Below are 24,548 nucleotides of genomic sequence, written 5' to 3'. Positions count from 1 at the left end.
ATCATGTCTCATCCCCTTTACGTCGCGTTTATTTGGCACCAACATCAACCATTGTACAAGTCTCCTGTCAGTCAGCAGTATCGCTTACCTTGGGTGAGGTTACATGGTACTAAGGATTATCTAGATTTAATATTATTGCTGGAAAAATACCCGAAATTACATCAAACGGTGAATTTAGTACCGTCTTTGATTTTACAGTTAGAAGATTATATTGCGGGAAATGCTTTTGACCCTTATTTAACTGCCAGTTTAACACCTGTGGAACAGTTAACCACAGAACAAAAAGAGTTTATTGTTCAACATTTTTTTGATGCTAACCATCATACTTTAATTGACCCCCATCCCCGTTATGCCCAATTGTATTATCAAAGACAGGAAAAGGGTCAAGGTTGGTGTTTAGCAAATTGGCAAGCTGTAGATTATAGTGATTTATTAGCTTGGCATAATTTAGCGTGGATTGATCCTTTATTTTGGGATGATCCAGAAATTGCAGTTTGGTTAAAACAAGGACGTAATTTTACTTTAGGCGATCGCCAACGGATCTATTCTAAACAAAAACAAATCCTCAGTCGCATTATTCCCCAACACCGGAAAATGCAGGAAACTGGCCAGTTAGAAGTTACCACCACCCCCTACACTCACCCCATTTTACCCCTGTTAGCTGATACCAACTCTGGACGGGTGGCAGTGCCACAAATGACATTACCTAACCAGCGTTTCCAGTGGGCGGAAGATATTCCCCGCCATTTACAAAAAGCCTGGGATTTATATAAAGATAGGTTTGAACAAGCACCCAGAGGTTTATGGCCTTCAGAACAGTCCGTCAGCCCAGAAATTTTACCGTATATTATTAAACAGGGGTTTAAGTGGATTTGCTCAGATGAAGCGGTTTTAGGTTGGACATTGCAACATTTCTTTCATCGGGATGGGGCGGGAAATTTACAACAACCAGAATTATTATACCGTCCCTATCGTTTGCAAACTCCCGCAGGTGAGGTTTCCATTGTATTCCGGGATCATAGATTATCAGATTTAGTGGGTTTTACTTATGGTGCAATGCAGCCAAAACAGGCGGTTGCAGACTTAGTAGGACATTTACAGGCGATCGCTAGAAAACAAAGAGAAAACCCAACTTCACAACCTTGGTTAGTTACCATTGCTTTGGATGGGGAAAATTGCTGGGAATTTTATCCCCAAGATGGTAAAATTTTCCTAGAAACATTGTATGAAAACCTGAGTAATCAAGAAAATATCAAACTGGTTACTGTTTCCGAATTTCTCGAAAAATACCCCGCTACAGCAACTATTCCCGGTGAAAAATTACATAGCGGTTCATGGGTAGATGGCAGTTTTACAACTTGGATCGGTGATCCTGTAAAAAACCGCGCTTGGGACTATTTAACCCATGCAAGAGAAACCTTAGCAAAACATCCCGAAGCAACCGAAGAAAATAACCCCGCAGCGTGGGAAGCATTATATGCTGCTGAAGGTTCAGATTGGTTTTGGTGGTTTGGAGAAGGACATTCATCAAATCAAGATGCCATATTTGATCAACTATTTAGAGAACATTTATATGGCATTTATAAAGCATTAAATGAACCCATACCAGCCTATTTAACCCAACCATTAGAAGTCCACGAAGCCAAATTAGATCATCGTCCAGAAAGTTTTATTCATCCCATAATTGACGGTAAAGGGGATGAACAAGACTGGGATAAAGCCGGCAGAATAGAAGTAGGTGGTTCACGGGGAACAATGCACCAAAGTAGTTTAGTACAACGCATTTTTTACGGTGTTGATCACCTAAATTTCTATGTGCGAGTAGACTTTAAAAGCGGTGTCACACCAGGAAAAGAACTACCCAAAGAATTAAATTTATTGTGGTATTATCCCGATAGACCAATGATCAATAGTCCTGCACCTTTAGCAGAAGTTCCTGATCTTGCACCGGTTAATTATTTCTTTCACCATCATTTAGAAATTAACCTAATTTCCCAAACAATTTATTTTCGAGAAGCAGCAGAACATTATCAATGGCATCCCCGCGCAACTCGCGCCCAAGTTGCGTTAAACTCTTGTTTAGAGATAGCAGTACCTTGGGCAGATTTGCAAGTTCCTCCTGACTATCCTGTAAGGTTGGTTTTAGTATTAGCTGATGATGGTTGTTATCACAGTTATTTACCGGAAAATTCTTTGATTCCCATTGAAGTCCCTTAATAGTAGGTTGGGTTGACGAAAGGAAACCCAACATCTTTTTTATCTCACGCAAAGACGCAGAGAACGCAGAGGAAGAAAATAATTCAAAAGTAGATTAAGTTCCGTAGTGAGGACTTCAGTCCTCAAGTAAGGAATTTATTCCTTACTACGAACTTTGCGTTTAAAAAATGGGTTGTAAATCTAAAATAAAACCTGGTAACACATCTTCCCCAGATAAACTTTGAGGATTTTCTAATATTTCTACTGCTTGATTTTGACGATATATTTCTACTTGTTTATCTTTAGGATTTAACAACCAACCTAAACGCAATCCATTATTAATATATTCCCGCATTTTGGCTTGGGTATCAGCTAAATCGTCACTTTCAGAAACTAATTCAATCACAAAATCAGGACATAAAGGTAAAAACTTTTTTCTTTGTTCTGGTGTCAGTGCATTCCATCTTTCTATTTTTATCCAAGATACATCAGGGGAACGAGTACCACCAAGAGGTAATTTAAAACCTGTGGAAGAATCAAATGCTTTTCCTAATTTATGTGTTCTGTTCCAAAACCAAACTTGTCCAGTTAATTCTAAGTTTCTTTCTCCTGTTTCTCCTCCGGTTGGTGACATAACAATTAATTCCCCTTGATGTGATAATTCTAAACGTAAATCTTTGTTAGCTGCAACTATTTCTACAAATTCATCATCTGTGAATTTTAATGATTGTGGGATTTGTAAGGTTACAGAAGTCATGATTCTTACCTGTTGAATATTAGATATTATATCTCAGTACGTTGGGTTGACGGGAGGAAACCCAACATCTTTTATATCTCACACAGAGACGCAGAGAACGCAGAGGAAGAAAATAATTCAAAAGTAGATTAAGTTCCGTAGTGAGGACTTCAGTCCTCAAGTAAGGAATAAATTCCTTACTACGAACTTTGCGTTTGCAAAATGGGTTGTAAATCTCAAATAAAACCTTTTGAGAGGGAATTTTTAATTTTCTATTGTTGAATATTTTGTTGAATATTATAAATCCCAATCTCTGCGAAAATGCAATAAACTTTGCAAAAACTCTTGCAAAATGTGGTTTTTATTTAACTTTTGTTTATTCCATTCTCTTGCGGTTTGCTGTAATATTTCTGAAAAGCTAGGATCAACAACAGCTAAATTTTCTAAGTTCTCAATTTTCAGATTTTTTGACATTGTTAAAGCTACTAAGTTTATTAATTCTCCCGCTTCTACACCAAATATAGAACATCCTAATATTTGACCATTTTCTAAAATAATTAATTTACAAATACCTGTAATTTCATTTTTAATTTGTGCTGCTGTTAAGGTTTTGAAATAGTTGGTAAAAACTAAAACTTGATTTTTACCATATCTTCTTTTTGCTTGTAATTCTGTTAACCCTATTTGCGCTACCATTGGTTGAGAAGATATTATCCAAGGAATACAACGATAATTAACTTCAAGTCTGGGAAAAAATAGAGCATTTTTCACAGCAATTTTAGCTTCATAATTGGCAATGTTGGCAATATCATAACCACCTAGAATATCACCACAAGCGTAAATGCGATGATTTGTGGTTTGGAGTTTTTTATTCACAACTAAACGCCTTGGATACCATTTTACTCCTGCTGCTGCTAAATTTAAATTATCTATGTTTGGTTGTTGTCCAGTTGCAATTAAAATTTCTTCAGTTTCTATAGCTTTATCTCCAGCTTGCACCCATTTTTGATCTTCAATTTTTCGTATTTGGGTGACGATTGTTTGGTTAAAAATACGCACACCATCAGCTTCTAATTGTGCTATCAATAATTGTCTTATTTCTGGTTCAAGATCAGAAAAAACACTAGGATGATTTAATATTAAATTGATGTTGCAACCCCAACGAGCTAAAGTTTGGGCAATTTCAATACTTTGGGGTAAACCACCAATAATTACCCAATTTTTTGGAGGGTTTGGTGTTTCTAAATATTGCCAAATATTCGCTAAGGTGAGATAACCTGTAGTGTTTAAACCTTCAATATCGGGAATTTTTGGACGTGAACCGCAAGCGAGTAAATAGGTACGGGCGCTTAAAATTCTGTCATTCACTGCAAAACTCAGCTTGGGAGAAGTTTGAAATTTCCCATTACCAATAATTACATCAACACCTTGGGCAGACAAATTAGCAAGAGAATTAAGTTGGTTGATATTTGCTGCAATGCTTTGAGCATACAACTTCGCTTGTGGGTAGGAATAGCTGCAAGTCGGTTGCAATATGGAAATTTGCGATTTTTTTGGTACTCCAGTATTGTTAATTGGCTTGTTCCGGTGAAAATATGATTTGATGTTTTTACTCTCGGTCATAATGCCAATAGTTGCCATATCAACGCACTGCTGTGAGATTTTACTTAGTTCGCTGAGTGGGTAATGATAGTTTAATTCATAGTGTATTTGAGGCTGTACCAAGGCAACTTTCGCTTGTAGTTGGGTTGCAGCTAAAGCCGCTTGGTATCCAGTAATACTACCACCAATAATTACAATATCGTAGTCAATTTTCATTGGGAATTGGGAATAGGGAATAGGGAATTGGGAATAGGGAATAGGGAATTGGGAATTGGGAATGGGGAATTGGGAATTGGGAATTGGGTTATTCATCCTCCCAGTCACCAGTCACCAGTCACCAGTCACCAGTCACCAGTCACCAGTCACCAGTCACCAGTCACCAGTCACCTGATAACTGATAACTGATTTAAGGGCTGTTAGTAGGCGTTGGTTATCAGATTGGGAACGGACAGCGACACGGAAAAAGCGATCGCCCAACTCTTTAAAACTGCGACAATCACGAATTAAAATTTGGTATTGCTGAAGTAATTTTTCTTGTAACTGAGAAGTTGAATGTTGAGACTCTACCAATAGGTAGTTAACAGCGCCCTCTAGGGGTCTTAATCCGTTAATTGCCGATAAACCCTGAAAAAGTTGATTTCGTGCCTGTGGTAGCCATTTCCAGGTCTGTTGTTGAAAGTCTGTATCTTCGAGTGCGGCGATCGCAGCAGCAGCAGCTAAGGTATTCACAGGCCAGGGATCTCGCCATGATTGCCATTTTCTGAGCAAGTCCGGGTGAGCGATCGCATATCCTAACCTTAACCCAGGTAGACTGTAAAACTTGGTGAGCGATCGCAATATCACCAAATTCTCATATTCCTGTACCAATCCGATCAAACTTTGTTCCTGATCAGGAGGCAGAAAATCCATAAACGCCTCATCCACCACCACCAAAGCAAAATCTTTCAGGTACGGCAAAATATCATCCCGTAAAAATAGCTTACCCGTTGGGTTATGTGGATTATTTAGCAATAAACCACAATTTTTAGACGGGGTATCTGAGGAAAATACGGAATAAATCTTTCCCAGTCCCCAATCCCCAATCCCCAAAATAGGAAACTCCAGCACTTTAGCATTATAAGCCGCTAGGGTGCGGTAATAATCGCCAAAGGCTGGAGTTATTAACATTGTAGCCGCTAATTGTCCTAATTCCCTACCTAGTAAAGTCAATAATTCTGCTGAACCATTTCCCGGCAGAATCCACTCAGGTGGTAACTGATGAAAGTGACCCAGAGCTAGTTTGAGTTCGCTGTAATCTGGGTCAGGATAGTGTTTAAGATTACCAAATTGGGAGGCGATCGCAGCAATAACGCTGTTTGGAGGTCCCAACGGGCTGATACTGGCAGAAAAATCGACAATAGCATCCGGGGAACAGCCAGCTAACGCCGCTGCCCAAGCTAAATTTCCCCCGTGTGCCTGTTGTCGCATCAAAAATAGACTTCCTAGAACAGAACCTACTCTTTTGGGGGTGCTACTCTTTCTCTAAAGAGCTTCCCAGCAGAGAAAGCAGGAACTTTGGTAGCTGGAATTTCCATTTTTTCATTGGTTTTGGGGTTGCGGCCTTCACGAGCTTTCCGTTCCCGTGATTCAAAAGAACCAAATCCCACCAGGGTGACTTTATCGCCTGAAGCCACAGCCTCAATAATTGTCTCAATAGCAGCAGTTAACACCGCATCCGCTTGTTTCTTTGTCACACTGGCTTTTTCCGCCACTGCATCAACTAATTCGCCTTTGTTCATATCAAACTCCTTGAGGTTTAATTGAGATTTAGTCAAGATGTACTTTGTCGGATCTTTACGGAAATCTCTGTTGGCAGCATTACAAAAATCGTCCCTTGAGAGTATTTACACTCAAAACCCCTGTAAATCAGATTGGCTCGACTTTTCAATGAATCATTCTAAGGTGTTGTAGCCAGAAGTGCATAGGTGAAAGCATTAATTTATATAGATTTCAGAATTTATTGTGTTTTTTGCTGCATAGTTGCCCTGGAAACACCGAATTTTTAGGAATAAATGCTTACTGGGGACTGGGGATTGGGGATTGGGTACAGCAATTTTCGGGAGCATCCAAATTTTGCAAAAATCAACTCAGCAATACCAAAAAACCTCTTAAACCCTCTTAAATTTTTGTCTTTTGCGTTCTTTGCGGTTCATTCATATTAGGACTTTGTAGGAATTCAAAGATTCCCAAAAAATCAAATTACACATTTGGGATGCTCCCCAATTGTCAGGTAAATGAACCACAAAACAAAGTTTAAAAGCCTTTTAGAGACGTTGAATGAAGCGTTTATACATCTTAAATATTCGCCACAATATCTTTTAAAGGCAACATTAATGTTAAAGATTCTATGGGTGAGGGCTTAAACTTATGTTTTAGATAAAATTGTTTAGCTGCTTCATCTTTAGCATGAACTAAAATACACCGTATGCCGACAACTTTGGATGCTTGTAAAACCCGAAAAATTGCATCTCTTAATAAACCAGATCCGATACCCTGCCCTTCCCATTGTTCATCAACAGCTAACCTACCAACGATCATACAAGGAACTGGATCTGGTGCATTTTGCTTGACTTTTCTAATAGCCACCGAGTGATATACACCAGAACTTGCCAAACAGTAATAACCGATTACTTTGTTTTCACAAATTACAACATAAGTTCTAGCAGTATCACCCTCATTTTTAAATGCTTTTTCCCTCAACCAATTATTTAAAGTTTCTGACCTTGAATTGAATTGTGATATATCATGGCTAGAATTAATTGGTTGAGGAGCTTCTATAATTTTCCTCTGATCCATTCTTAATCCCAAGGTGATTTAGCAGCTAAAAACTTACGTAGTTCCTCATCTGCTTTAGGTGGTGCATCTAAAATATCAATAAATTCTTGATATTTTTTTTCATCTAACGCAAAAAAAGTTTGATCACAAATTACTTTTTCCGCTTCTCTACAAGCGACATCTAGCATAAAATCAGAACGAGTTTTACCAAGAATTGATGCAGCATAATCAATTAAATTACGCTGTTTTTCTTGAACTCTAATATTAATAACCTGATTGCGTCCAGGATTATCCATTTCAAAGGAAGCTGCCATTTTGGTTTCCTGAATTTGAATTACTGCTATATAAAACCTAGACAAAACTAGACTTTACTTTCTACTTCAACGGGAGCATGGGAGCAGTTATCCCTCCGTAGACTTTCACGCCTTAGCCAGACGCGATAAATTAATTGCAGCGTTTAGATCCCTATCTATCTCAAAACCGCAGTTCTCACAGCAATAAATTCTTTCGGATAAAGAAAGACTTTCTTTTTTATGCCCACAACGAGAACAGGTTTTACTTGATGGATAAAATCTATCAGCAATTATAATTTCACAACCAAACTTTTTAGCTTATTATAAATAATCGTGTACACAATGTCAATACATTGTTGTGTGAGTCCTAAGTTACATTAAAATGGTACTAATGTTTTAAGGTTATGAGTCAGGATAATGTTACATGGCAAAGGATCGTTTTCACTATGCAGTAAGAACTGCTTTAGAGAAGGAAGGATGGATAATAACTGCTGACCCTTATGAGGTAAGCGTGGGAGATGTAGACTTTGAAATTGATCTAGCTGCACAGATGTTAGCAGCTGAACGAGCAGAAGAAAAGATTGCCGTTGAAATCAAAAGCTTTATAAGCGGATCAAACGTTTCTGAATTTCATACCGCCCTTGGGCAGTTTCTTAACTACCAGTTTGCTCTTGAAGAATTTGATCCACAAAGAAAACTATATCTGGCAATACCCGATTCAATTTACAAATCATTTTTTCAGCGACGTTTTACCCGTTCTGTAATTGCTAGAAACCAAATCAACTTACTCATTTATGAGCCAAAACAGGAGATAATTGTCAAATGGCAGTAGAAGAGTATCGTGAAATAGTTAAGAATCTAATTTTAGAAAAAGCTCAAAGACGATTTACACCGGAAGAAATCGAAGCACAAGCGGTTATAGATACCCAAAATGACCACTATCTTCTCTTACATACTGGTTGGCGTGGGAATAATCGCACTCATGGATGTAGTATACACATTGATATCAAAAACGGCAAAATCTGGATACAGCATGATGGAACTGAAGTAGGAATTGCTACTCTCTTGCTTGAACAAGGCGTACCCAAACAAGATATAGTTTTAGCTTTTCATTCTCCAGAAATGCGCGAATTTACGGAATTTGCTACCCATTAAAGACACCTGAAATACCCGAATCATCCAACAATCCGGGTATTTGCACAGTCTACCGACTACCAGGAACTCTCAACCCCCTACGCTCAAGCGTTTACCGCACCTGGGGACTAGGATTGTAGTTATAACCATAGCTAGAACGCTCTGTGTCATCCATTACCTGTGGTGTGAGTAATACAATTACCTCTCTGCGAACATTCTCTCTATTGGTGCTTCTAAACAACGAACCAATTAGAGGAATATCACCCAAGATAGGAACTTTGTTAACTGTTGCCCGATCTTGGTCTTGAATAATACCGGACAGAATTAGAGTTTGACCATCTCGCAGGCGGATTAAGCCAGACTGGAGAGAACGTTCAGATATCAAAACAACTCGTCCTGCATTTTCTACAACTTCTGCATCCGCGGGAGCGCGAACAACAGGAGCTACTGATAGAGATACAAAACCATTATCGTCAATGCGTTCGATTTTTACACTTAAAGTCAGACCAACATTGGTTTTTTCAATTGTGATAACTTCTCTTGAACCTCCCACAGTATCTGTGATATCTCTTTTGAAATTGCCCACGACTTCTTGAGTGAGATTAACACTGGCTGTTTGACCTTCTTGCACTATTAAAGTAGGGTCAGTCAAAATTTTAGCGTTGCCAGATTCCACTGTAGCATCCAAAGTAGCGACAATACTTCTATTAGAGGTTAGTCTACCATCGCCATCAAATACTACGCTTGCTAAACCATCACTACTGTTGAACCGTAACTTACGACCGATACCAAACGAAAAGCTGGTGTTGTACTGTGGAAAATTTGATAGGTTAACATCAATAATTTTGACGTTCACCATCACTTGACGACGACGAATATCAAGCTGAGTCAGTTGAGATATTGCCATATCAACTAACTTGGGAGAACCAATCAAGGTAACAGAATTTGTTCGCAAGTCTCCTACAGCCTGTAAACCTCTTAGTAAAGGCGTTATATTTTTAAAGTCGTCATCGCCAAGACTCAGAGGTTTTACTTCTGGTATTTTTACCTCTTCTTGGTTATTCTTGGCTGTCTCCTCACCTACCTTAGTAGAAACAACATTAGTAATTGTTCTTTCAACACTGACACTACTTTCTGCTCCTAAACTTACTAAAAAGTTTATGGCAACATCAGCTGAAACCTGATTGAGTCGCAAACTCCGCATTACAGTATCACGGGTAGAATTAGGCAATTTAGCGCCGACAAAAATTGTCCTCCCACTGCGGTTAGCTTCTAAACCACTCAAACGCAAAACGTAATTAAATACATCCTGCACTGGTTCATTTTCTATATCTAAAGAAATTGTTTGGCTAATGGTTTGGCCTGCTGGTGGCGCTGTTCCTTCTGATCCCACATAAGCCAGGTTAAGTCCAGCAGCACGAGCCAATAGTGATAAAACTTCCCTCACTGGTGCATCACGTAACACCAAACGCGGTACTCGTTCCTGTGTTCCTAAATCAATAGTTGTAGGAGATGTATCAATGTTAGATACTGTAATATCTCCTACTGGTGGGGCAACTGCTCTAGGTAAAAAAGGCGGTGCTAGGTTATAAGGTTGATTTGGTCCTGCTGGTTGTGCTTTTTTACCATCAATTGTTATTTCTGGGTTAGGTACTAACACATCTGGTTGTTTACCAAATTCTACAGCACCACCAGGGGGAGTTGGAGGTGCTGATGCTGTGGTGTTTGTATTCGGTGTGGTTGGGGTTGTGGTTGGTGTGGGTGCTGCTGCTGTCGCGTCTCCTGTGGTAGTAAAACCAAGAGTCAGATTGTTATTTTCACGGACTACAGGTTTACCAGCAGGAGCGTTATCAATACCCATGACGGTAACACGGACACTGTTAGCATCTAACTGATTAACTTCTACAGATGCTATTCCCGGTGCGGGTTTTTCTTGACGGAAACTCTTGCCTTGAGGTAAACGCAGTTGCGTATTAATAATATCTCCAACTAAGGCTTTATCTCTTTTAGTGGTGAAAATCTGGGGTTTATTTCCAGAAGATGTCTTTAAAATTACACTAATTCCCCCATCAACGGGATTGAGTTTCACTTCTGTAATTTGAGTGGTCTGTGCCAAAACAGGTTGTGCTGCTAAAACGACACAAGCAACCGCACTAGAAATTAAAACATTACTATGAACTTGTTTCACAGTTCATTCCTCACATTCAATAAAAAACAGTCTGTATATCTACTTATTAAGCCAAAATCTAATAGTCATCCATTGTACATGGAATTGCCATATAAGTGACAAATCAGCACTCAGGATTTTTGCAGGTTACTTAGGCGGTGGTGCGGTTTTTGCTGCTGCTTCTGCCTGTTCTTCAGCAGTTAATGGCATTAATGCTACTAAGTCAAAGGAAGTAGAAATTTTGCCGACTCCTGTACGCACTCCTTTTTGCTTATCATCTGTATCTTCTTTTTCTGGTGGTACTAATTTAGAATCATAATTTTGCACGAGTAATAAAGGCTGTAATCGCTCAATATTACGCATGATTGCCTGAGTTTGTTCAAAATTGCCTTCTATTTCTACTTTGATAACTTGGCGTTTGAGTTTGTTGTTAACTTTGTCTCCCAGACTACCATCAGTAATAATTTCTGGTTTTTCTCCTGCTGGTGCAAACTTTTTCAGTTGGGCTTTAATGGCATTACTGCCCATAGCTGTAGCATTACTGGAATCTACCAAACGACTGGTATCCAAAAGTAATGTATCCAGACTTTTTTCATTAGCAAATAAAGCTAAAACTTGGGTTTGTTGTTGCTTAGATTGAGCTAATTCTCCTAGTAATTTATATGCTTGTTTAGCTTGGAGATTTTTTTGGTCTACTTGTCCTTGCAAGTCCTTACTTTTGGTTTGCAAGTCTTGGAAGTTGGTAAACTCTGGCATGACCATGTTTAGTATCATATAAACAGCGCCTAGCAAGCCCATAGCACCAACTACCCCACCAGTTACTTTAGGTATAAAAGTCACACCAAAGGCAACAGGATAGGAAGATCCAGCCTCATCAAAATTGGCGTTTTTAGAAAAATTTAAATCATCACTGACTGTCATTTAATGGCTCCTATTTTTTGCAAGTTACGGATTCTTTCAACTAATCCGACTGTACCTTTTTGTTCTAAATCACGGATTAATTGCGATGCAGGTACAGGACTTAAACTAGCTTTAATAGTGTATTTAACTACTTGAGGAGGTTTAAATTTCACTTCATTTTTCGTCTCAGGTGGAACAGCACCAGTGATCTCAGGTGCATCAACTAATTCCGCTGTACTAATTCTGCTTTCTTCGGGCTTAAATAACTTGGATTTGCCCATAATTAACAGAAAGTCATTGACATCAGCAAAAGAACGGGCATAACCTGTAATTTCTAATTCTCCGGCATTGTTACTGTCGTCTTCACTGTTCTTGGCTTTGATCACAGGTGGAATTTGTTTAATGGTTTCCAACTGTACATTTGCGGGAATGCGATCGCGTAAATCCTGTAACATTGCTGACCAAGGACGAATCTGATCAAACACTGTGACTAAAGCTTGTGTTTGATCTTTAATGCCTTTTGTTTCCTCCTTAATTTTCTGAATATCGGCTAATTTTACATCTAGGTTTTTGTTTTCCTCCTCTAGTTGGGCAATTTGTTGTCCTAGTCCTGCATTTTGGGCTTGTAAAAACAACAAAACACCAAACACCAAAGCTGGAATAGACAAACCCACACCGACTCCCAATAAAGCTGGTGTATATTCAGTGATATCAGTTTTTGGTCTAACAGGTTTATTATTATCCAACTCAGCAGGTGAGCGATCTTTGAGAAAATTAATATCTAGACTGTACATTTTTTTATGCCTCCCGCATTCCTAAACCAAGAACTATCCCCAAACCAGGGCGTTGCACTGGGGGATATTTATCTTCTTCTACTTCCAAAGATAAATCTCTGATCGGATCTATTTGAGTAGTAGGAAAACCTAATCTTTGAGTAAAAAATTCATCCAGTTGTTGCAATCCTCCTCCCATACCAGCTAGTAAAATCTGTGCAACTTCTAAACCCTCACTCTGATTGATATAAAAATCTATAGAACGACGTAATTCATCAGCTAATTCTCCTAGTATTTTTAACATCGGACTCATACCAGGATTAGCACCAGTCAGCCCGGTTCTAGCTACATCCAAAGGATTTGCGGGAATAATCATATCCATCAACATATCCATCTCCCGTGATATGGGCAAATTCATTGCCCTAGATAAAGCCGCTTGCAGTTGATATGTACCTATAGGCACAGCACGAGAAAATTGTGGTACTCCATTGATAATGATGGCAATTTCTGTACTATCAAATTCAATATCAACTAAAACTGCTGCTTCTTGGGGTCCGAATAGTCGCAACTGATCCCGAATAGTTCTAATCAGAGCAAAACTGTTAATCTCTAAAACATCAACTGCTAATCCAGCTTCGGCAAAAGTATTAATATAGGTATCTGTCACTTCTTTACGAGTGGCAACCAAAAGCACTTGTACTTTTTCAATGCCATCCTCGTCTACAACATACCCCAATTTTTGATAATCTACATCAGCTTCTTCTCGTGGATAGGGTAAATACAATGCTGCTTCATGGTTAAGCACAATGTCCCGCAACTCTTTATCATCCAACTCAGCTGGTACAGGAATCACACGCACAATAGCATCTTTTCCGGGAATACAAGTAGCAAAACGGGAAGCTTGGATTTTGCTTTCAGCTATTGCCTGTTGGATAATTTCCGCCATCCGGGGAGAATCGTTAATCTTACCATCTATAATTATTCCCTCTGGGACGGGGTAAGTTATCAAAGATTCTATTTTTAAACCTTGGCGCTGCTTACGCATTTGAACTATGTTCATTCGATCTGGTGCTAGTTCAATACCAACACCTTTGTTGGATTTACCAAGGAGATTACCAAGATTACTCAAGATGCTAACCACAGTTTTACCTGCTAGATTGCTAAATGGAAAATTTATGATAAGGAGTCAGGAGTCGTAGGGGCGAAGCATTCGGGCGACCAATTATCAATTTTATGAAAAGGCTATTTTCCGAATGCTGATGCTTCCAGCACGCTTCGCGAACGCCCGTACAAGAGTCAGGAGTTATTTATTTTGGATTTTGGATGCAAGAATTTTGGATTGTTTTTGTTAACTCCAATCTAAAATCTAAAATCTAAAATCTAAAATTTTCTTTCCCAGTCCCCAGTCCCCAGTCCCCAGTCCCCAATCACCAATCACCAATCACCAATCACCCTCGTTAATCGTAAAAATATTACCACGATGATCAGATTGCAAAAATTACAAAAACTAACTGTTTGGGTTTTGTTTGGCTTATTAGCTAGTTGGGTGGTCAGTTGCAGCACGGGTAATGTGAGTACAACTACAAAACCTGCTGCTTCAGGAGTCGCCACCATTGAGTTTTGGACGATGCAACTCCAACCCCAATTTACTAACTACTTCCAAAGTCTGATTTCGACTTTTGAATCCCAAAACCCCAGTATCAAAGTCAAATGGGTGGATGTTCCTTGGGCTGCGATGGAGAACAAGATTTTAACATCTGTCTCCGCAAAAACGCCCCCAGATGTTGTTAACCTTAACCCAGATTTTGCTTCCCAACTAGCAGGAAGAAATGCCTGGTTAGATTTGGATGCAAAGGTCCCTAGTGAAGTCCGTTCCTCCTATTTGCCCAATATTTGGCAAGCTAGTACCCTCAATGGTAAAAGTTTTGGGATTCCCTGGTATCTGACTACGAGGTTAACTATTTATAACACTGATTTGCTCAAACAAGCAGGTATCACAAAACCACCTGCAACTTATACAGAATTAGCACAAGCGGCGCAACAAATTAAAGATAAAACTGGTAAATACGCCTTTTTTGCTACTTTTGTACCTCAAGATTCTGGTGAGGTTTTGGAATCTTTTGTGCAAATGGGTGTGACTTTGGTAAATGCTGAGGGTAAGGCGGCTTTTAACACACCACAAGGAAAAGCAGCTTTTCAGTATTGGGTAGATTTATATCAGAAAGGATTACTACCTAAAGAATCATTGACTCAAGGCCATCGTCATGCTATTGATTTATACCAATCTGGGGAAACGGCGTTTTTAGCTTCTGGTCCTGAGTTTTTGAAGACTATTTCTAATAATGCCCCAGAAATTGCTAAAGCTTCGGCGATCGCACCCCAAATAACCGGTGATACAGGTAAGAAAAATGTGGCTGTAATGAATATTGTCATCCCCCGTGCTACCAAAAATCCTGATGCAGCAGTGAAATTTGCTTTATTTGTCACCAATGACGAAAATCAATTAGCTTTTGCTAAAGCTGCAAATGTTTTACCTTCGACGGTGAAAGCTTTATCAGATAGTTATTTTCAGGAAGTTCCGGCTAATGCTTCTACTGTGGAAAAAGCCAGAATTATCAGTGCTGAACAAATGCAAAAAGCAGAAGTTTTAACTCCCAAAATGAAGGATTTTAAATTGTTGCAAAAGGCAATTTATGAAAATCTCCAAGCGGCAATGTTAAAACAAAAAACAGTTGATCAAGCTGTCACAGATGCAGCACAACAATGGGATAATAGGTAATTGATAATTGACAATTGACAATTGATAATTAGGGCTTGCTGAATAAACCCAAAATACTGGTAAATCAAAGGTTTGAGGCTGATCAGGAGGAAAGAAAGTGCAAGATTTTTGAAGGGTATACCTTAAAAACTGTGCATTTTGGGTCTCATAAATTAGAAAATCTGGGGATAACAGATAGCTAAAACTATTCCCTATTCCCTATTCCCTATTCCCTGCCTCAACGAAGGGACTTTTTCAGCAAACCCTAATTATGAATTACCTAGAAAATAGCCGATGAGATAAAGAGAACCACATAAAATAACCAGGTTTTCTGAAGAGGTGAAAGCAGCATCTAAAGCCAAAAATACATCTTCATAGATGCTGCAAAAACCTAAATCTGGACAAATTTCTAAAGCTAATTTTTTTAAATCTTCTAAATTTGCATAATTACTATCAGGCACAGGTACTAAATATAATTTATCTCCTTTTTTTAACAACTCCTTAAAAATATCACCATGATCTTTTGTCGCTAACATTCCCATTACCCAAGTTATAGAATTATACTCCCCTCCCTGCTTGCGGGGTGGGGTAATACTATCTACATAATTTCTCAAAACTGCTGCTGATGCTGGGTTATGTGCGCCATCTATTAATAATTGATAATCGTGATTATTCTGTTTATTCTTCCAGGTAAACCATTGCATTCTTCCTGGCCATTTGGTTTTTTCTATCCCATTAATAATTGCTTGTTCAGAAATCTCCCATCCTTGTCGTTGTAATATTTCTAAAGCGGCTAATGCTAAGGCAGAATTTGTTAATTGAATTTGCCCTTTTAATGGTAATTTATATTTAATTGATCCTGAATTTTCAATTGTCTGATATTCTGCCCATCCAGGATTAATTTCTACTGCTGGTTGCGGGGTAAAAATCGGACTTCGTAATTCTAAACTGCGGGATATTACTACTTTTTCGGCATCTTCTGGTAAAGGTCCCATAATTACAGGACATCCAGCTTTAATTATACCCGCTTTCTCTCTGGCAATATCAGATATTGTGGGTCCTAATTGTTGCCAATGTTCTCTACTAATAGAAGTTATTACTGTTACTAAAGGCTTTTCGCAAACATTAGTCGCATCTAAACGACCACCTAATCCCACTTCTACCACGGCTATATCGACTTTTTGCTGTGCAAAATATAACCAAGCGGCTGCGGTAATTACTTCAAATTGGGTCGGTGATTCTCCATTTTTATCTATTGCTTCTTGAACTTGCTGTATTAATTGAAACAGATTTTCTGAAGTGATGGGTTGTTCATTAATACAAATGCGCTCATGCCAATCTATTAAATGAGGTGAAGTATATCTTCCTGTGCGATAACCGGCTTCAGTGAGAACAGATGATAGATAAGCGCAAACAGAACCTTTACCATTAGTTCCAGCAACATGAATCACTGGTACTTTTTGATGGGGATTGTCAAGATTTGCCAATAATTTGACAATGCGGGGTAGTTCCAGGTTAACGCCAAAGTGTTGAAAGGGTTGCAGTAGGGAGTTGATGTTCACAGAATTGGTAATTGGTGATTGGTAATTGGTAATTGGTAATTGGTAATTGGAGAAATATCACCCATTACCTATTACCCATTACCCATTACCTAAATTATGCTTCTTTATTTAAAAAGTTTTGCACTTGTCTGATTGCAGCAGCACCGATATTAAAAGCAGCCCAACCTGCTGCAATGGCTAATGGTGCTAAAACGATGACTACACGGGTATCAATGTCCATATTTAGAAACCTCTGTTATCTAGAAATTAAAGTTTTGTCAACAGATATCAATTTTTATTTTTATCTGAAGTCGGGTATTTTTCCAAGGGGCATTGTCAAGAATGTTGAAGTTGGTGACTGGGGACTGGGGACTGGGGACTGGGGACTGGTGACTGGGGACTGGGGACTGGTGACTGGTGACTGGGGACTGGGGACTGGTGACTGGTGATTGGTGATTGGTGATTGGGAATAATATTACCTAAAACCAATATCATCCCCCTTACCGGCGTGAACGAGGGCTAATTTGTGGTACTTTTGGGTGTGTTCTATGAGTTCGGCAGCTTCCGTTTCTGTGAGTTGACGGACGACTTTAGCGGGGATGCCAACTACTAGGGAAAATGGGGGTATGTCTTTGGTAACAACTGCACCAGCGCCAATGATGCTACTATGGCCAACGCGGACTCCATTTAAAATTATCGCGCCGATGCCAATTAAACTCCCCCGTTCAATATGGGCAGAATGTACCACGGCACGATGTCCTATAGTAACATGATCTTCTAAGATGGTGGGCAGACCAGGATCACCATGTAAAATGGCTCCATCCTGTATGTTTGTGCATTCGCCGATTTCAATACGTTCTACATCCCCCCTCACTACTGCACCATACCAGATGCTTGCCCCTGCTGCGATCCTGACTGATCCGACAACAACGGCGTTGGTTGCGATAAAGGCAGCTTGAGAAAAATCGGGAGATGTCCAATAGGAAACAGTAGACACGATAGAATATTGATATGGTACCCAGGAACACTGGAAAAACTCCAACCTTTGAGGCTGGTTGCACAACCAGGATACCACAGTCGTTTGGTCTGTACGCTAAGGAAAAAACTGCTGAGATTTGCTTTTGCGGCAACTCACTCAAAGTAGTAGAGCCGAAGTGTTAAATCCAACCTATTGGTGCTGGTAAAAATAAAACTATGCTTGTACACACTTCATGATGAATCCAGGCTTACAGTACCCAATATTTGGACCTGAAATACAGTGTCCACACTGTCGCCAGACTATTCCGGCGCTGACGTTGACTGATACTTATTTATGTACGCGTCATGGCGCTTTTGAAGCGAACCCGAAAACGGAAGAGTTGGTACATCTCCAGTCGGGTCGTCATTGGCGGAGGTGGAATAATGAATGGTATCGACAACATACTCATCCTGATGGCATTCGCTTTGAAATTCACGAGGCTTTAGATAAGCTATATACTCAAGGTTATCGGGCTACAAGGGTAATTATTGCCCGTCGCTATCAAGAGTTAATGAGTGGTTATTTAGAACGCAGCAGTCCTTGGCGTTCTGGACAACCGGAAGCTGGTACTGCTCGTTTATATGGTTTACCAGTGGAGTTTGGACCTGATCCCGCTGAAGATCCATCTTGGGATGTGATTAATTTTGATTTGGATAAAGAACCTGGTGTACCTGTGCGCTATCCTTATTTCCGGTTGTTTGAGTAGATATTAGTGGTAATTGGTAATTGGTAATTGGTAATTGATAATTGGTAATTGGTAAGCATATTTATCTTCTTATTATCTCTTGCCTTTTGCCTTTTGCCATTTGCTTTGCTACTAAGCTTTTACCAGCATATTTACTTATATTTATATAAAATCTAAAATCTAAAATCTAAAATCTAAAATCTAAAATCTAAAATTCCATGCACCATGCTTCTATTAGAACTGCGAATATTCACCGGGCGATCGCATTTTATGAACAGTTAGGATTTACGGTTGCCGATCGCTTTACTACCGGTTATACTTTAGCTTGCTGGATGGAAGGATTAGATAGCCGCATTGAACTGATCCAGATCCCACAGCCGAAACCCGCCCCTGATGCTTTTGCAGATGAGCATTATGTGGGTTATTATCATCTTTCTTTTGATTTAACCCAAACCGTACCAGATTTATATATTTGGTTGTCAGACTTAAAAGCGAAAATCTCTGATGTATCTGAGTTGTCACCTCTCCAAGTTCTTTTAGAACCAACTCAGCAGCAAATAGGCGATCGCATTTTAGAAGTCACTTTCATTGCTGACACTGACGGTTTACCTTTGGAGTTTATTCGGTTTTTGGGGAAATAGGTGACAGGTGACTGGGGACTGGGGACTGGTGACTGGGGACTGGTGACTGGTGACTGGTGACTGGTGACTGGTGACTGGTGACAGTAAGAAGGCAATAGGGAACAGGTAATATTTATCTTTTTCCTGACTCCTGAACTCCTTCCCAAAATTTTCCAGAAAGTTTAAACTCGAACTGTATAGGTAAAAAGATGTAGTCTTATTTACTTATATTCAAAAAATATATGCTTGTAATTTCTAGCTTCCATCGCTATCGTGTACCGCTACTATTATTCCTTTTCTCCTTGATATCAGCCTTTTTGCTGAGATACTTGTTTTCTGGAAATCTCAATTTTATTAAACTCAACTGGGAACATTATCAGCAAATATCCGTAGACGCAAACAAAAATAATCTGACAGTGACAAACAATGTTCAAAAGACTGTTCTGGATAATGGTTTAACTGTTCTCACTAAAGAAGTTCATAATGCACCAGTTGTTACGGTGCAAATGTGGTACAATATAGGTTCGGCTAAAGAAGCTCCTGGCATCAATGGTATTGCTCACCAGTTAGAACACATAATGTTTAAAGGCACAAAAAACCGTCCGGTGCAGTTTGGACAGTTATTTAGTGCTTTGGGTAGTGACTCTAATGCTTTTACCAGTTTTGAGCAAACAGCATATTACCATACTGCGGAACGCGATAAGCTGAAAGCACTGCTGGAACTGGAAGCAGACAGAATGGAAAATTTACTCATTGATAACCAACACCTAGAAAGTGAAAAGCGGGTTGTTATTTCTGAGTTACAAGGTGATGAAAATAGTCCTAAATACCGCCTCAAGCGTGCTGTGATGCAGTCTGTATTTCCTGATCATGGTTATGGTTTACCTCCTGCGGGTACTGTGGCTGATGTGGAAAGGTTGACAGTTGAGCAGGTGAGGGATTATTATGATAAATACTATCATCCAAATAATGCTATCTTGGTGATTGTGGGCGATTTCCCAACTGCAAGGGCTTTGGAAACAGTTAAGGAAATATTTGGAAAAATTCCCAAAAGTCAACGACTTCCCCAACTCCCTAAACCCCCAACTCCCCAAGTACCAACTTCTCCTATAGTTTTACAAGAACCTGGTGCGGGAAAGTTTTTACAGATAATTTATCCACTTCCCCATTTAAATGATCCCGATACTCCAGTTTTGGGAGTAATGGATTATATTTTGACGGGGGGAAAAAATTCTTATTTGTATCAGGCTTTGGTAAAATCTGGTTTAGCAACTGATATTTCTGCTCATGTTGTCAGTTTGCGAGCAATTGGCTGGTATCATTTATCTGTTACTGTTGCACCTAATCAAAATTTACAAAAAATTGATGCAACTACCAAGAACGCAATAACGAAACTTGTCAAAACTGGTGTAACATTAGAGGAAGTTGAACGCGCTAAGAGTCAACTCATAGCAAATGTAATTTTAAACAGACGTGATATCACCAGTCAAGGGATGCAGTTTGCTAATGATCTGCTTATTGCTAATGATTATAGATATACAGAACGATATATAGAAAATGTCCGCAAAGTCAAACCAGCGGATGTGATAGATGTAATTAATAAGTATCTAAAACCAGAAGCAGCAGCGGTTGGTTTTTTTGTACCTGTGCAAAATGCCCAAGATGAAAATTATCAAACTTCTGAATTTTCCACAGCAGAAAATTTAACTACTGGTGTGAAAATAACTGCATCTGAGGTGACGAAGTATTTACCAGCTACAGATGAAAAGATTGATGATTTTAATCATTCAATTCCACACGTACCACAACGCTTAACGTTTGTCAATGGGTTGCGGGTGTTGTTATTACCAGACAAGAGTAGTCCGACAGTGACGTTAGGTGGATATATTAAAGCAGGAAAGGAATTTGACAAAACTGATCAAGCCGGTTTAGCGTCTTTAGTGGCGGATAATTTGTTAAATGGGACGAAAACCAAAGATACATTAACTATTGCAGATATTTTAGATCGTAGGGGAGCGAGTTTAGATTTTACCACATTGCGGGAAGGTGTGCGGATTCAGGGTAAAAGTTTACAGGAAGACTTACCAGTTTTGCTGGAGACTTTAGCTGATGTCGTTAAAAATAGCACTTTTCCTAAAAAAGAGTTAGAAATTAGTCGTCAACAAGCTGTAAATGGCTTAAAGTTAGAACTGGATGATGCTGATGAAGTAGCAAACCGGAAATTTATGCAAGCATTATATCCGCAAAATCATCCATTACACATTTTCCCAACTTTAGAAAGTATACAGAAAATTTCCCGGAAAGATGTGATGGCATTTCGACAAAAACATTATCGCCCAGATACGATGATTTTAGTATTGGTGGGTGATTTTGAAATTGAAAAAGTGCGATCGCTCTTAGAAACTCAATTTGGTAATTGGCGAGTTCAGGGAAAACCACCGATGGTAGAATATCCCCTGGTGGTAAAAACGGAACGTGGTTTACAGATTAATTCAGTGTTACCCGGAAAGTCGCAAACTATCACCTATATGGGGGATCTGGGTGTCAAACGTCAAGATCCGAGATTTTATTCAGCTTTGGTTTTGAATGAAATTTTGGCAGGAAACAGCGTATCTGGTAGACTTGGTTCAGAAGTGCGCGATCGCTTAGGTTTGACTTATGGAATTTATAGTAATTTCCAAGGGGGAAAGAATATTGGCACATTTTTAATTGAAATGCAAACCAGTCCTGAAGATGCAAATAAGGCGATCGCAACTACCCGCAAAATCTTACAACAAATAAATCAGCAAGGTGTCACCCCAGAAGAAGTAGAAACCGCAAAACGCACTTTGATTAGTAACTATAATATTTCACTGTCTAAACCAGAGCAGTTAACCGCTAGAATTTTAATGAACGAGGTTTTTGGACTGGATGGGATAGAATTACAGGGTTTTGCAGAAAAAATCCAAAAAGTCACCAAAAACGAAGTTGATCAATTTGCGCGTCAGCAACTCGATCCTGATAAATTGGTAGTAGTTACTGCTGGACCTGCAATAATAGCAGATAATTCTATTAAGTGACAAAACGTATGTAGTCAGGACTTTAGTCCTCATGCTAATTTAGATTTTGAGCGACTTATCGCTCACTAGGAACTTTGATTATGTATACCTATTTTGTAAAGCAAATTACTAAACGTCTATATTCAGTCTTTTGTTTATTGACACTTCTGATTTGTCTGAGTTTCACAAATACAAATTTAGCGATCGCAGAAAACTTAAACAATTCCTCTGTTGATATACTCAAACAACCACCGTCCGAAATTACTGTCAGCCTGGGAAATGCTGCGGGTGAGTTGAAATTTGAACCTAATTTTTTAGAATTTCAATCAGGAAAACTGTACAAGCTAGTTTTAACTAACCCTAGCCCCGTCAAGCATTATTTTACAAGTAAAGATTTCGCTGATGCTATTTGGACCCAAAAGGTAGAAGCGGGAAATGTGGAAATTAAAGGTAACATCCACGAATTAGAACTCAAACCCGGTGCAGAAGCAGAATGGGTGTTTGTTCCTCTCAAAACCGGAAAATATAATTTACGTTGTACCATCCCCGGACATTCTGAAGCAGGTATGAAAGGAGAAATAGTCATTAAATCCTAATCTATAGTGATCTGATTTGATTCATGAATTTTTTGTAGAGGCAGGGAACAGGGAACAGGGAACAGGGAACAGGAAAGAAGGCTGTCAGTATTTATGGTGAGCGAAGCCGAACCATGTATGGAGTTCTGTTCAAAAATCAAATATTAGTCCTATATCTTTATCTATCTTTCTCAAAATCAGGATTTAAGAATGTACAGGATTTATAGTTGTGAATTTTTACCAGAAAAACCCGCCAAATAGAGAGATTAAACTGTTGACAAAAACGATAGAACCTGATACAATGGATTCCGATGAGGAATAACTATCTTGTAATAATTATAAAAATGATATATTAATCCCTTAGATTATACATATATAGTACCAGAAAAAGTTAGTAAGTAAATATCAATCGCTGAAAAAACCTAAACTCGTAAAATTATTGATAATGTTCTCAATAATATTGAGAATAGAGGTGATTTATTGCGAAAAATAGTAAGTTGAACAAATTTGGCAAAATTCAGATTAAAAAAACTTATAAAACATGGGATGGAAAATTACCAATTACCAATTACCCGTTACCAAATTTTCTAAATAACGCAAAATAAGCTAACGTAAAGATAGATATTTTTTGCAATAAATCTCAACAACCTGAAATCTAAGCCGTAAAGTCACGGAAATTACTAAATTACATGATGAACATTCTCAGCAACCTAATTTCTGAAACAGTTCAAACCAAACCCACAGCACCCAGACAACGCAGGGGTATAGAAATTAAATCTCCCCGCGAAATCGAAATCATGCGACAATCGGCTAAGATTGTAGCCACTGTTCTCAAAGAAATTTCTGAGTTAGTAGAACCAGGAATGACAACTGCTGACTTAGATGCTCATGCAGAAAAACGTATCCGCGAAATGGGTGCAACTCCTAGCTTTAAAGGATATCACGGTTTTCCGGCTTCGATTTGTTCTAGTATTAATAATGAAGTTGTACATGGTATTCCTAGTCCGAAAAAGGTTATTCGCTCCGGTGATGTATTAAAAGTTGACACAGGTGCTTATTATCAGGGATTTCATGGTGATTCTTGTATAACAATTGCCGTGGGAAATGTCACCCCAGAAGCAGCTAGATTAATAAAAATAGCGGAAGAAGCTTTATATAAAGGAATTGAACAAGTTAAAGCCGGCGCTCACCTTGCGGATATTGCTGGTGCGATTGAAGACCATGTAAAAATGAATAAATTTAGTGTGGTGGAACAATTTACAGGTCATGGAGTGGGTAGAAATTTACACGAAGAACCTGCGGTTTTTAACTATAGAACTCGTGAGATTCCCAATGTGAAATTACGTGCTGGTATGACTTTAGCCATTGAACCAATTTTAAATGCAGGTTCAAAAAATACCAGAATTTTGGCTGATAGATGGACTGCTGTAACTGTTGATAATGCTTTATCTGCTCAGTTTGAACATACTGTGTTAGTGAAAGAAGATGGTTATGAGATTTTAACTGATAGATCATTGGTTTAATAAGGTACAATTACTGGGGGTTAGTAGCTAGTTACTGTTTTCTTAACTAATACTAACAAATACTCACATTTACTGAAAATTTCCTGTCATCTTTTGCTTTGTGACAGAATTACAGTAAAATCACTGTATGCTACTAGGATTCAAAACCCAACTCAAAGTTAACAAGCAACAACGA

General features: G+C 38.9%; 25 protein-coding genes and 1 pseudogene. 10 read left to right on the top strand and 16 right to left on the bottom strand.

Features of this window, described 5'->3' with window-relative positions; all coding sequences use genetic code 11:
- Positions 1-3: 3 nt before the first annotated feature.
- A complete protein-coding gene (locus H6F45_RS17570) occupies positions 4-2,217 on the top strand; it encodes a glycoside hydrolase (protein ID WP_190347942.1) in 2,214 nt (737 codons plus the stop codon).
- Positions 2,218-2,377: 160 nt separating this feature from the next.
- Here H6F45_RS17570 and H6F45_RS17565 read toward each other — a convergent pair whose 3' ends face one another.
- From H6F45_RS17565 to H6F45_RS17535, 7 genes and pseudogenes are all read right to left on the bottom strand, one after another.
- A complete protein-coding gene (locus tag H6F45_RS17565; RefSeq protein WP_137668053.1) occupies positions 2,378-2,953 on the bottom strand; it encodes a Uma2 family endonuclease in 576 nt (191 codons plus the stop codon).
- Positions 2,954-3,229: 276 nt separating this feature from the next.
- Positions 3,230-4,750, bottom strand: a complete 1,521-nt coding sequence (locus tag H6F45_RS17560; RefSeq protein ID WP_190347941.1) for an NAD(P)/FAD-dependent oxidoreductase — start codon at positions 4,748-4,750, stop codon at positions 3,230-3,232.
- Positions 4,751-4,903: 153 nt separating this feature from the next.
- Positions 4,904-6,001, bottom strand: a complete 1,098-nt coding sequence (gene cobD / locus H6F45_RS17555) for a threonine-phosphate decarboxylase CobD (RefSeq protein ID WP_190347963.1) — start codon at positions 5,999-6,001, stop codon at positions 4,904-4,906.
- Positions 6,002-6,027: 26 nt separating this feature from the next.
- Positions 6,028-6,312, bottom strand: coding sequence for an HU family DNA-binding protein (locus tag H6F45_RS17550; protein WP_096572272.1), 285 nt, complete (start codon positions 6,310-6,312; stop codon positions 6,028-6,030).
- A gap of 556 nt (positions 6,313-6,868) precedes the next feature.
- Complete coding sequence (locus tag H6F45_RS17545) at positions 6,869-7,369, bottom strand: GNAT family N-acetyltransferase (protein WP_190347940.1); 501 nt, start codon at positions 7,367-7,369, stop codon at positions 6,869-6,871.
- 2 nt (positions 7,370-7,371) lie between these two features.
- Complete coding sequence (locus tag H6F45_RS17540) at positions 7,372-7,662, bottom strand: DUF1778 domain-containing protein (protein ID WP_096572274.1); 291 nt, start codon at positions 7,660-7,662, stop codon at positions 7,372-7,374.
- A 105-nt stretch (positions 7,663-7,767) separates the two neighbouring features.
- Positions 7,768-7,959, bottom strand: a pseudogene (locus H6F45_RS17535) (transposase); the annotation flags it as partial.
- A 106-nt stretch (positions 7,960-8,065) separates the two neighbouring features.
- Here H6F45_RS17535 and H6F45_RS17530 point away from each other — a divergent pair.
- The gene (locus H6F45_RS17530; protein WP_137669169.1) at positions 8,066-8,473 is read left to right on the top strand and encodes a XisH family protein; all 408 of its coding nucleotides are present in this window, start codon (positions 8,066-8,068) and stop codon (positions 8,471-8,473) included.
- The gene (locus H6F45_RS17525; protein WP_096572276.1) at positions 8,464-8,796 is read left to right on the top strand and encodes a XisI protein; all 333 of its coding nucleotides are present in this window, start codon (positions 8,464-8,466) and stop codon (positions 8,794-8,796) included. The genes H6F45_RS17530 and H6F45_RS17525 overlap by 10 nt, the downstream gene beginning before the upstream one ends.
- A gap of 91 nt (positions 8,797-8,887) precedes the next feature.
- Here H6F45_RS17525 and H6F45_RS17520 read toward each other — a convergent pair whose 3' ends face one another.
- The 4 genes from H6F45_RS17520 to pilM form a co-directional block, all read right to left on the bottom strand.
- On the bottom strand, positions 8,888-10,963 hold the full coding sequence (locus H6F45_RS17520) for an AMIN domain-containing protein (protein WP_190347939.1): 2,076 nt from the start codon (positions 10,961-10,963) through the stop codon (positions 8,888-8,890).
- A 126-nt stretch (positions 10,964-11,089) separates the two neighbouring features.
- The gene (locus tag H6F45_RS17515; protein WP_137669108.1) at positions 11,090-11,863 is read right to left on the bottom strand and encodes a pilus assembly protein PilO; all 774 of its coding nucleotides are present in this window, start codon (positions 11,861-11,863) and stop codon (positions 11,090-11,092) included.
- Positions 11,860-12,636: a PilN domain-containing protein gene (locus H6F45_RS17510; protein ID WP_137669109.1), complete on the bottom strand. Its 777-nt coding sequence runs from the start codon at positions 12,634-12,636 to the stop codon at positions 11,860-11,862. The genes H6F45_RS17515 and H6F45_RS17510 overlap by 4 nt, the downstream gene beginning before the upstream one ends.
- A 4-nt stretch (positions 12,637-12,640) precedes the next feature.
- Positions 12,641-13,675: a type IV pilus assembly protein PilM gene (gene pilM, locus H6F45_RS17505; RefSeq protein ID WP_242052656.1), complete on the bottom strand. Its 1,035-nt coding sequence runs from the start codon at positions 13,673-13,675 to the stop codon at positions 12,641-12,643.
- On the opposite strand from pilM, the gene H6F45_RS26630 reads away from it, so the two are divergent.
- Both H6F45_RS26630 and H6F45_RS17500 read left to right on the top strand, forming a co-directional pair.
- Positions 13,668-13,814 carry a hypothetical protein gene (locus H6F45_RS26630; RefSeq protein ID WP_242052655.1) on the top strand — a complete coding sequence of 49 codons (147 nt, stop codon included), beginning with the start codon at positions 13,668-13,670 and terminating at the stop codon, positions 13,812-13,814. The genes pilM and H6F45_RS26630 overlap by 8 nt on opposite strands.
- A gap of 281 nt (positions 13,815-14,095) precedes the next feature.
- Positions 14,096-15,394: a sugar ABC transporter substrate-binding protein gene (locus tag H6F45_RS17500; protein ID WP_137669110.1), complete on the top strand. Its 1,299-nt coding sequence runs from the start codon at positions 14,096-14,098 to the stop codon at positions 15,392-15,394.
- A gap of 248 nt (positions 15,395-15,642) precedes the next feature.
- Here the strand turns inward: H6F45_RS17500 and H6F45_RS17495 are convergent, their stop codons facing one another.
- The 4 genes from H6F45_RS17495 to H6F45_RS17480 all read right to left on the bottom strand — a co-directional run bounded on the left by H6F45_RS17495 (position 15,643) and on the right by H6F45_RS17480 (position 17,911).
- A complete protein-coding gene (locus H6F45_RS17495) occupies positions 15,643-16,935 on the bottom strand; it encodes a Mur ligase family protein (RefSeq protein ID WP_190347938.1) in 1,293 nt (430 codons plus the stop codon).
- 94 nt (positions 16,936-17,029) lie between these two features.
- The gene (locus H6F45_RS17490) at positions 17,030-17,155 is read right to left on the bottom strand and encodes a photosystem II protein Y (protein ID WP_096572282.1); all 126 of its coding nucleotides are present in this window, start codon (positions 17,153-17,155) and stop codon (positions 17,030-17,032) included.
- Positions 17,156-17,250: 95 nt separating this feature from the next.
- Positions 17,251-17,409, bottom strand: a complete 159-nt coding sequence (locus tag H6F45_RS17485; protein ID WP_190347937.1) for a hypothetical protein — start codon at positions 17,407-17,409, stop codon at positions 17,251-17,253.
- Positions 17,390-17,911 carry a gamma carbonic anhydrase family protein gene (locus H6F45_RS17480; protein WP_096572283.1) on the bottom strand — a complete coding sequence of 174 codons (522 nt, stop codon included), beginning with the start codon at positions 17,909-17,911 and terminating at the stop codon, positions 17,390-17,392. Before H6F45_RS17480 ends, H6F45_RS17485 begins: the two co-directional genes overlap by 20 nt.
- Positions 17,912-18,125: 214 nt before the next feature.
- Between H6F45_RS17480 and H6F45_RS17475 the strand changes: the two genes are divergently transcribed.
- Both H6F45_RS17475 and H6F45_RS17470 read left to right on the top strand, forming a co-directional pair.
- Positions 18,126-18,638 carry a TIGR02652 family protein gene (locus tag H6F45_RS17475; protein ID WP_096572284.1) on the top strand — a complete coding sequence of 171 codons (513 nt, stop codon included), beginning with the start codon at positions 18,126-18,128 and terminating at the stop codon, positions 18,636-18,638.
- Between the two features lie 197 nt (positions 18,639-18,835).
- A complete protein-coding gene (locus tag H6F45_RS17470) occupies positions 18,836-19,258 on the top strand; it encodes a VOC family protein (RefSeq protein ID WP_096572285.1) in 423 nt (140 codons plus the stop codon).
- Here H6F45_RS17470 and H6F45_RS17465 read toward each other — a convergent pair.
- Positions 19,165-19,404, bottom strand: coding sequence for a hypothetical protein (locus H6F45_RS17465; protein ID WP_190347965.1), 240 nt, complete (start codon positions 19,402-19,404; stop codon positions 19,165-19,167). The genes H6F45_RS17470 and H6F45_RS17465 overlap by 94 nt on opposite strands.
- A 75-nt stretch (positions 19,405-19,479) precedes the next feature.
- Here H6F45_RS17465 and H6F45_RS17460 point away from each other — a divergent pair, with 75 nt between their 5' ends.
- The 3 genes from H6F45_RS17460 to map all read left to right on the top strand — a co-directional run bounded on the left by H6F45_RS17460 (position 19,480) and on the right by map (position 24,373).
- Positions 19,480-22,296, top strand: coding sequence for a pitrilysin family protein (locus H6F45_RS17460; protein WP_190347936.1), 2,817 nt, complete (start codon positions 19,480-19,482; stop codon positions 22,294-22,296).
- An 80-nt stretch (positions 22,297-22,376) separates the two neighbouring features.
- Positions 22,377-22,871, top strand: a complete 495-nt coding sequence (locus H6F45_RS17455; protein WP_190347935.1) for a plastocyanin/azurin family copper-binding protein — start codon at positions 22,377-22,379, stop codon at positions 22,869-22,871.
- A 671-nt stretch (positions 22,872-23,542) separates the two neighbouring features.
- The gene (map, locus tag H6F45_RS17450) at positions 23,543-24,373 is read left to right on the top strand and encodes a type I methionyl aminopeptidase (RefSeq protein WP_096572288.1); all 831 of its coding nucleotides are present in this window, start codon (positions 23,543-23,545) and stop codon (positions 24,371-24,373) included.
- Positions 24,374-24,548 lie beyond the last annotated feature (175 nt).

It is taken from the genome of Sphaerospermopsis sp. FACHB-1194 (assembly GCF_014696235.1).
Classification (GTDB): Bacteria; Cyanobacteriota; Cyanobacteriia; order Cyanobacteriales; family Nostocaceae; genus Sphaerospermopsis; species Sphaerospermopsis kisseleviana.
This window is presented reverse-complemented; position numbering and strand designations above follow the sequence as displayed.

Bases quoted from the DNA above. Each gene is read 5' to 3' on its own strand.
- H6F45_RS17510 (WP_137669109.1), bottom strand. From the start codon at position 12,636: ATGTACAGTCTAGATATTAATTTTCTCAAAGATCGCTCACCTGCTGAG.
- H6F45_RS17500 (WP_137669110.1), top strand. From the start codon at position 14,096: ATGATCAGATTGCAAAAATTACAAAAACTAACTGTTTGGGTTTTGTTT.
- H6F45_RS17490 (WP_096572282.1), bottom strand. From the start codon at position 17,155: ATGGACATTGATACCCGTGTAGTCATCGTTTTAGCACCATTAGCCATT.
- H6F45_RS17565 (WP_137668053.1), bottom strand. From the start codon at position 2,953: ATGACTTCTGTAACCTTACAAATCCCACAATCATTAAAATTCACAGAT.
- H6F45_RS17455 (WP_190347935.1), top strand. From the start codon at position 22,377: ATGTATACCTATTTTGTAAAGCAAATTACTAAACGTCTATATTCAGTC.
- H6F45_RS17525 (WP_096572276.1), top strand. From the start codon at position 8,464: ATGGCAGTAGAAGAGTATCGTGAAATAGTTAAGAATCTAATTTTAGAA.
- H6F45_RS17475 (WP_096572284.1), top strand. From the start codon at position 18,126: ATGATGAATCCAGGCTTACAGTACCCAATATTTGGACCTGAAATACAG.
- H6F45_RS17540 (WP_096572274.1), bottom strand. From the start codon at position 7,662: ATGGCAGCTTCCTTTGAAATGGATAATCCTGGACGCAATCAGGTTATT.
- H6F45_RS26630 (WP_242052655.1), top strand. From the start codon at position 13,668: ATGTTCATTCGATCTGGTGCTAGTTCAATACCAACACCTTTGTTGGAT.
- cobD (WP_190347963.1), bottom strand. From the start codon at position 6,001: ATGCGACAACAGGCACACGGGGGAAATTTAGCTTGGGCAGCGGCGTTA.
- H6F45_RS17570 (WP_190347942.1), top strand. From the start codon at position 4: ATGTCTCATCCCCTTTACGTCGCGTTTATTTGGCACCAACATCAACCA.
- H6F45_RS17545 (WP_190347940.1), bottom strand. From the start codon at position 7,369: ATGGATCAGAGGAAAATTATAGAAGCTCCTCAACCAATTAATTCTAGC.
- H6F45_RS17560 (WP_190347941.1), bottom strand. From the start codon at position 4,750: ATGAAAATTGACTACGATATTGTAATTATTGGTGGTAGTATTACTGGA.
- H6F45_RS17485 (WP_190347937.1), bottom strand. From the start codon at position 17,409: ATGATATTGGTTTTAGGTAATATTATTCCCAATCACCAATCACCAATC.
- H6F45_RS17515 (WP_137669108.1), bottom strand. From the start codon at position 11,863: ATGACAGTCAGTGATGATTTAAATTTTTCTAAAAACGCCAATTTTGAT.
- H6F45_RS17460 (WP_190347936.1), top strand. From the start codon at position 19,480: ATGCTTGTAATTTCTAGCTTCCATCGCTATCGTGTACCGCTACTATTA.
- map (WP_096572288.1), top strand. From the start codon at position 23,543: ATGAACATTCTCAGCAACCTAATTTCTGAAACAGTTCAAACCAAACCC.
- pilM (WP_242052656.1), bottom strand. From the start codon at position 13,675: ATGAACATAGTTCAAATGCGTAAGCAGCGCCAAGGTTTAAAAATAGAA.
- H6F45_RS17550 (WP_096572272.1), bottom strand. From the start codon at position 6,312: ATGAACAAAGGCGAATTAGTTGATGCAGTGGCGGAAAAAGCCAGTGTG.
- H6F45_RS17530 (WP_137669169.1), top strand. From the start codon at position 8,066: ATGGCAAAGGATCGTTTTCACTATGCAGTAAGAACTGCTTTAGAGAAG.
- H6F45_RS17470 (WP_096572285.1), top strand. From the start codon at position 18,836: ATGCACCATGCTTCTATTAGAACTGCGAATATTCACCGGGCGATCGCA.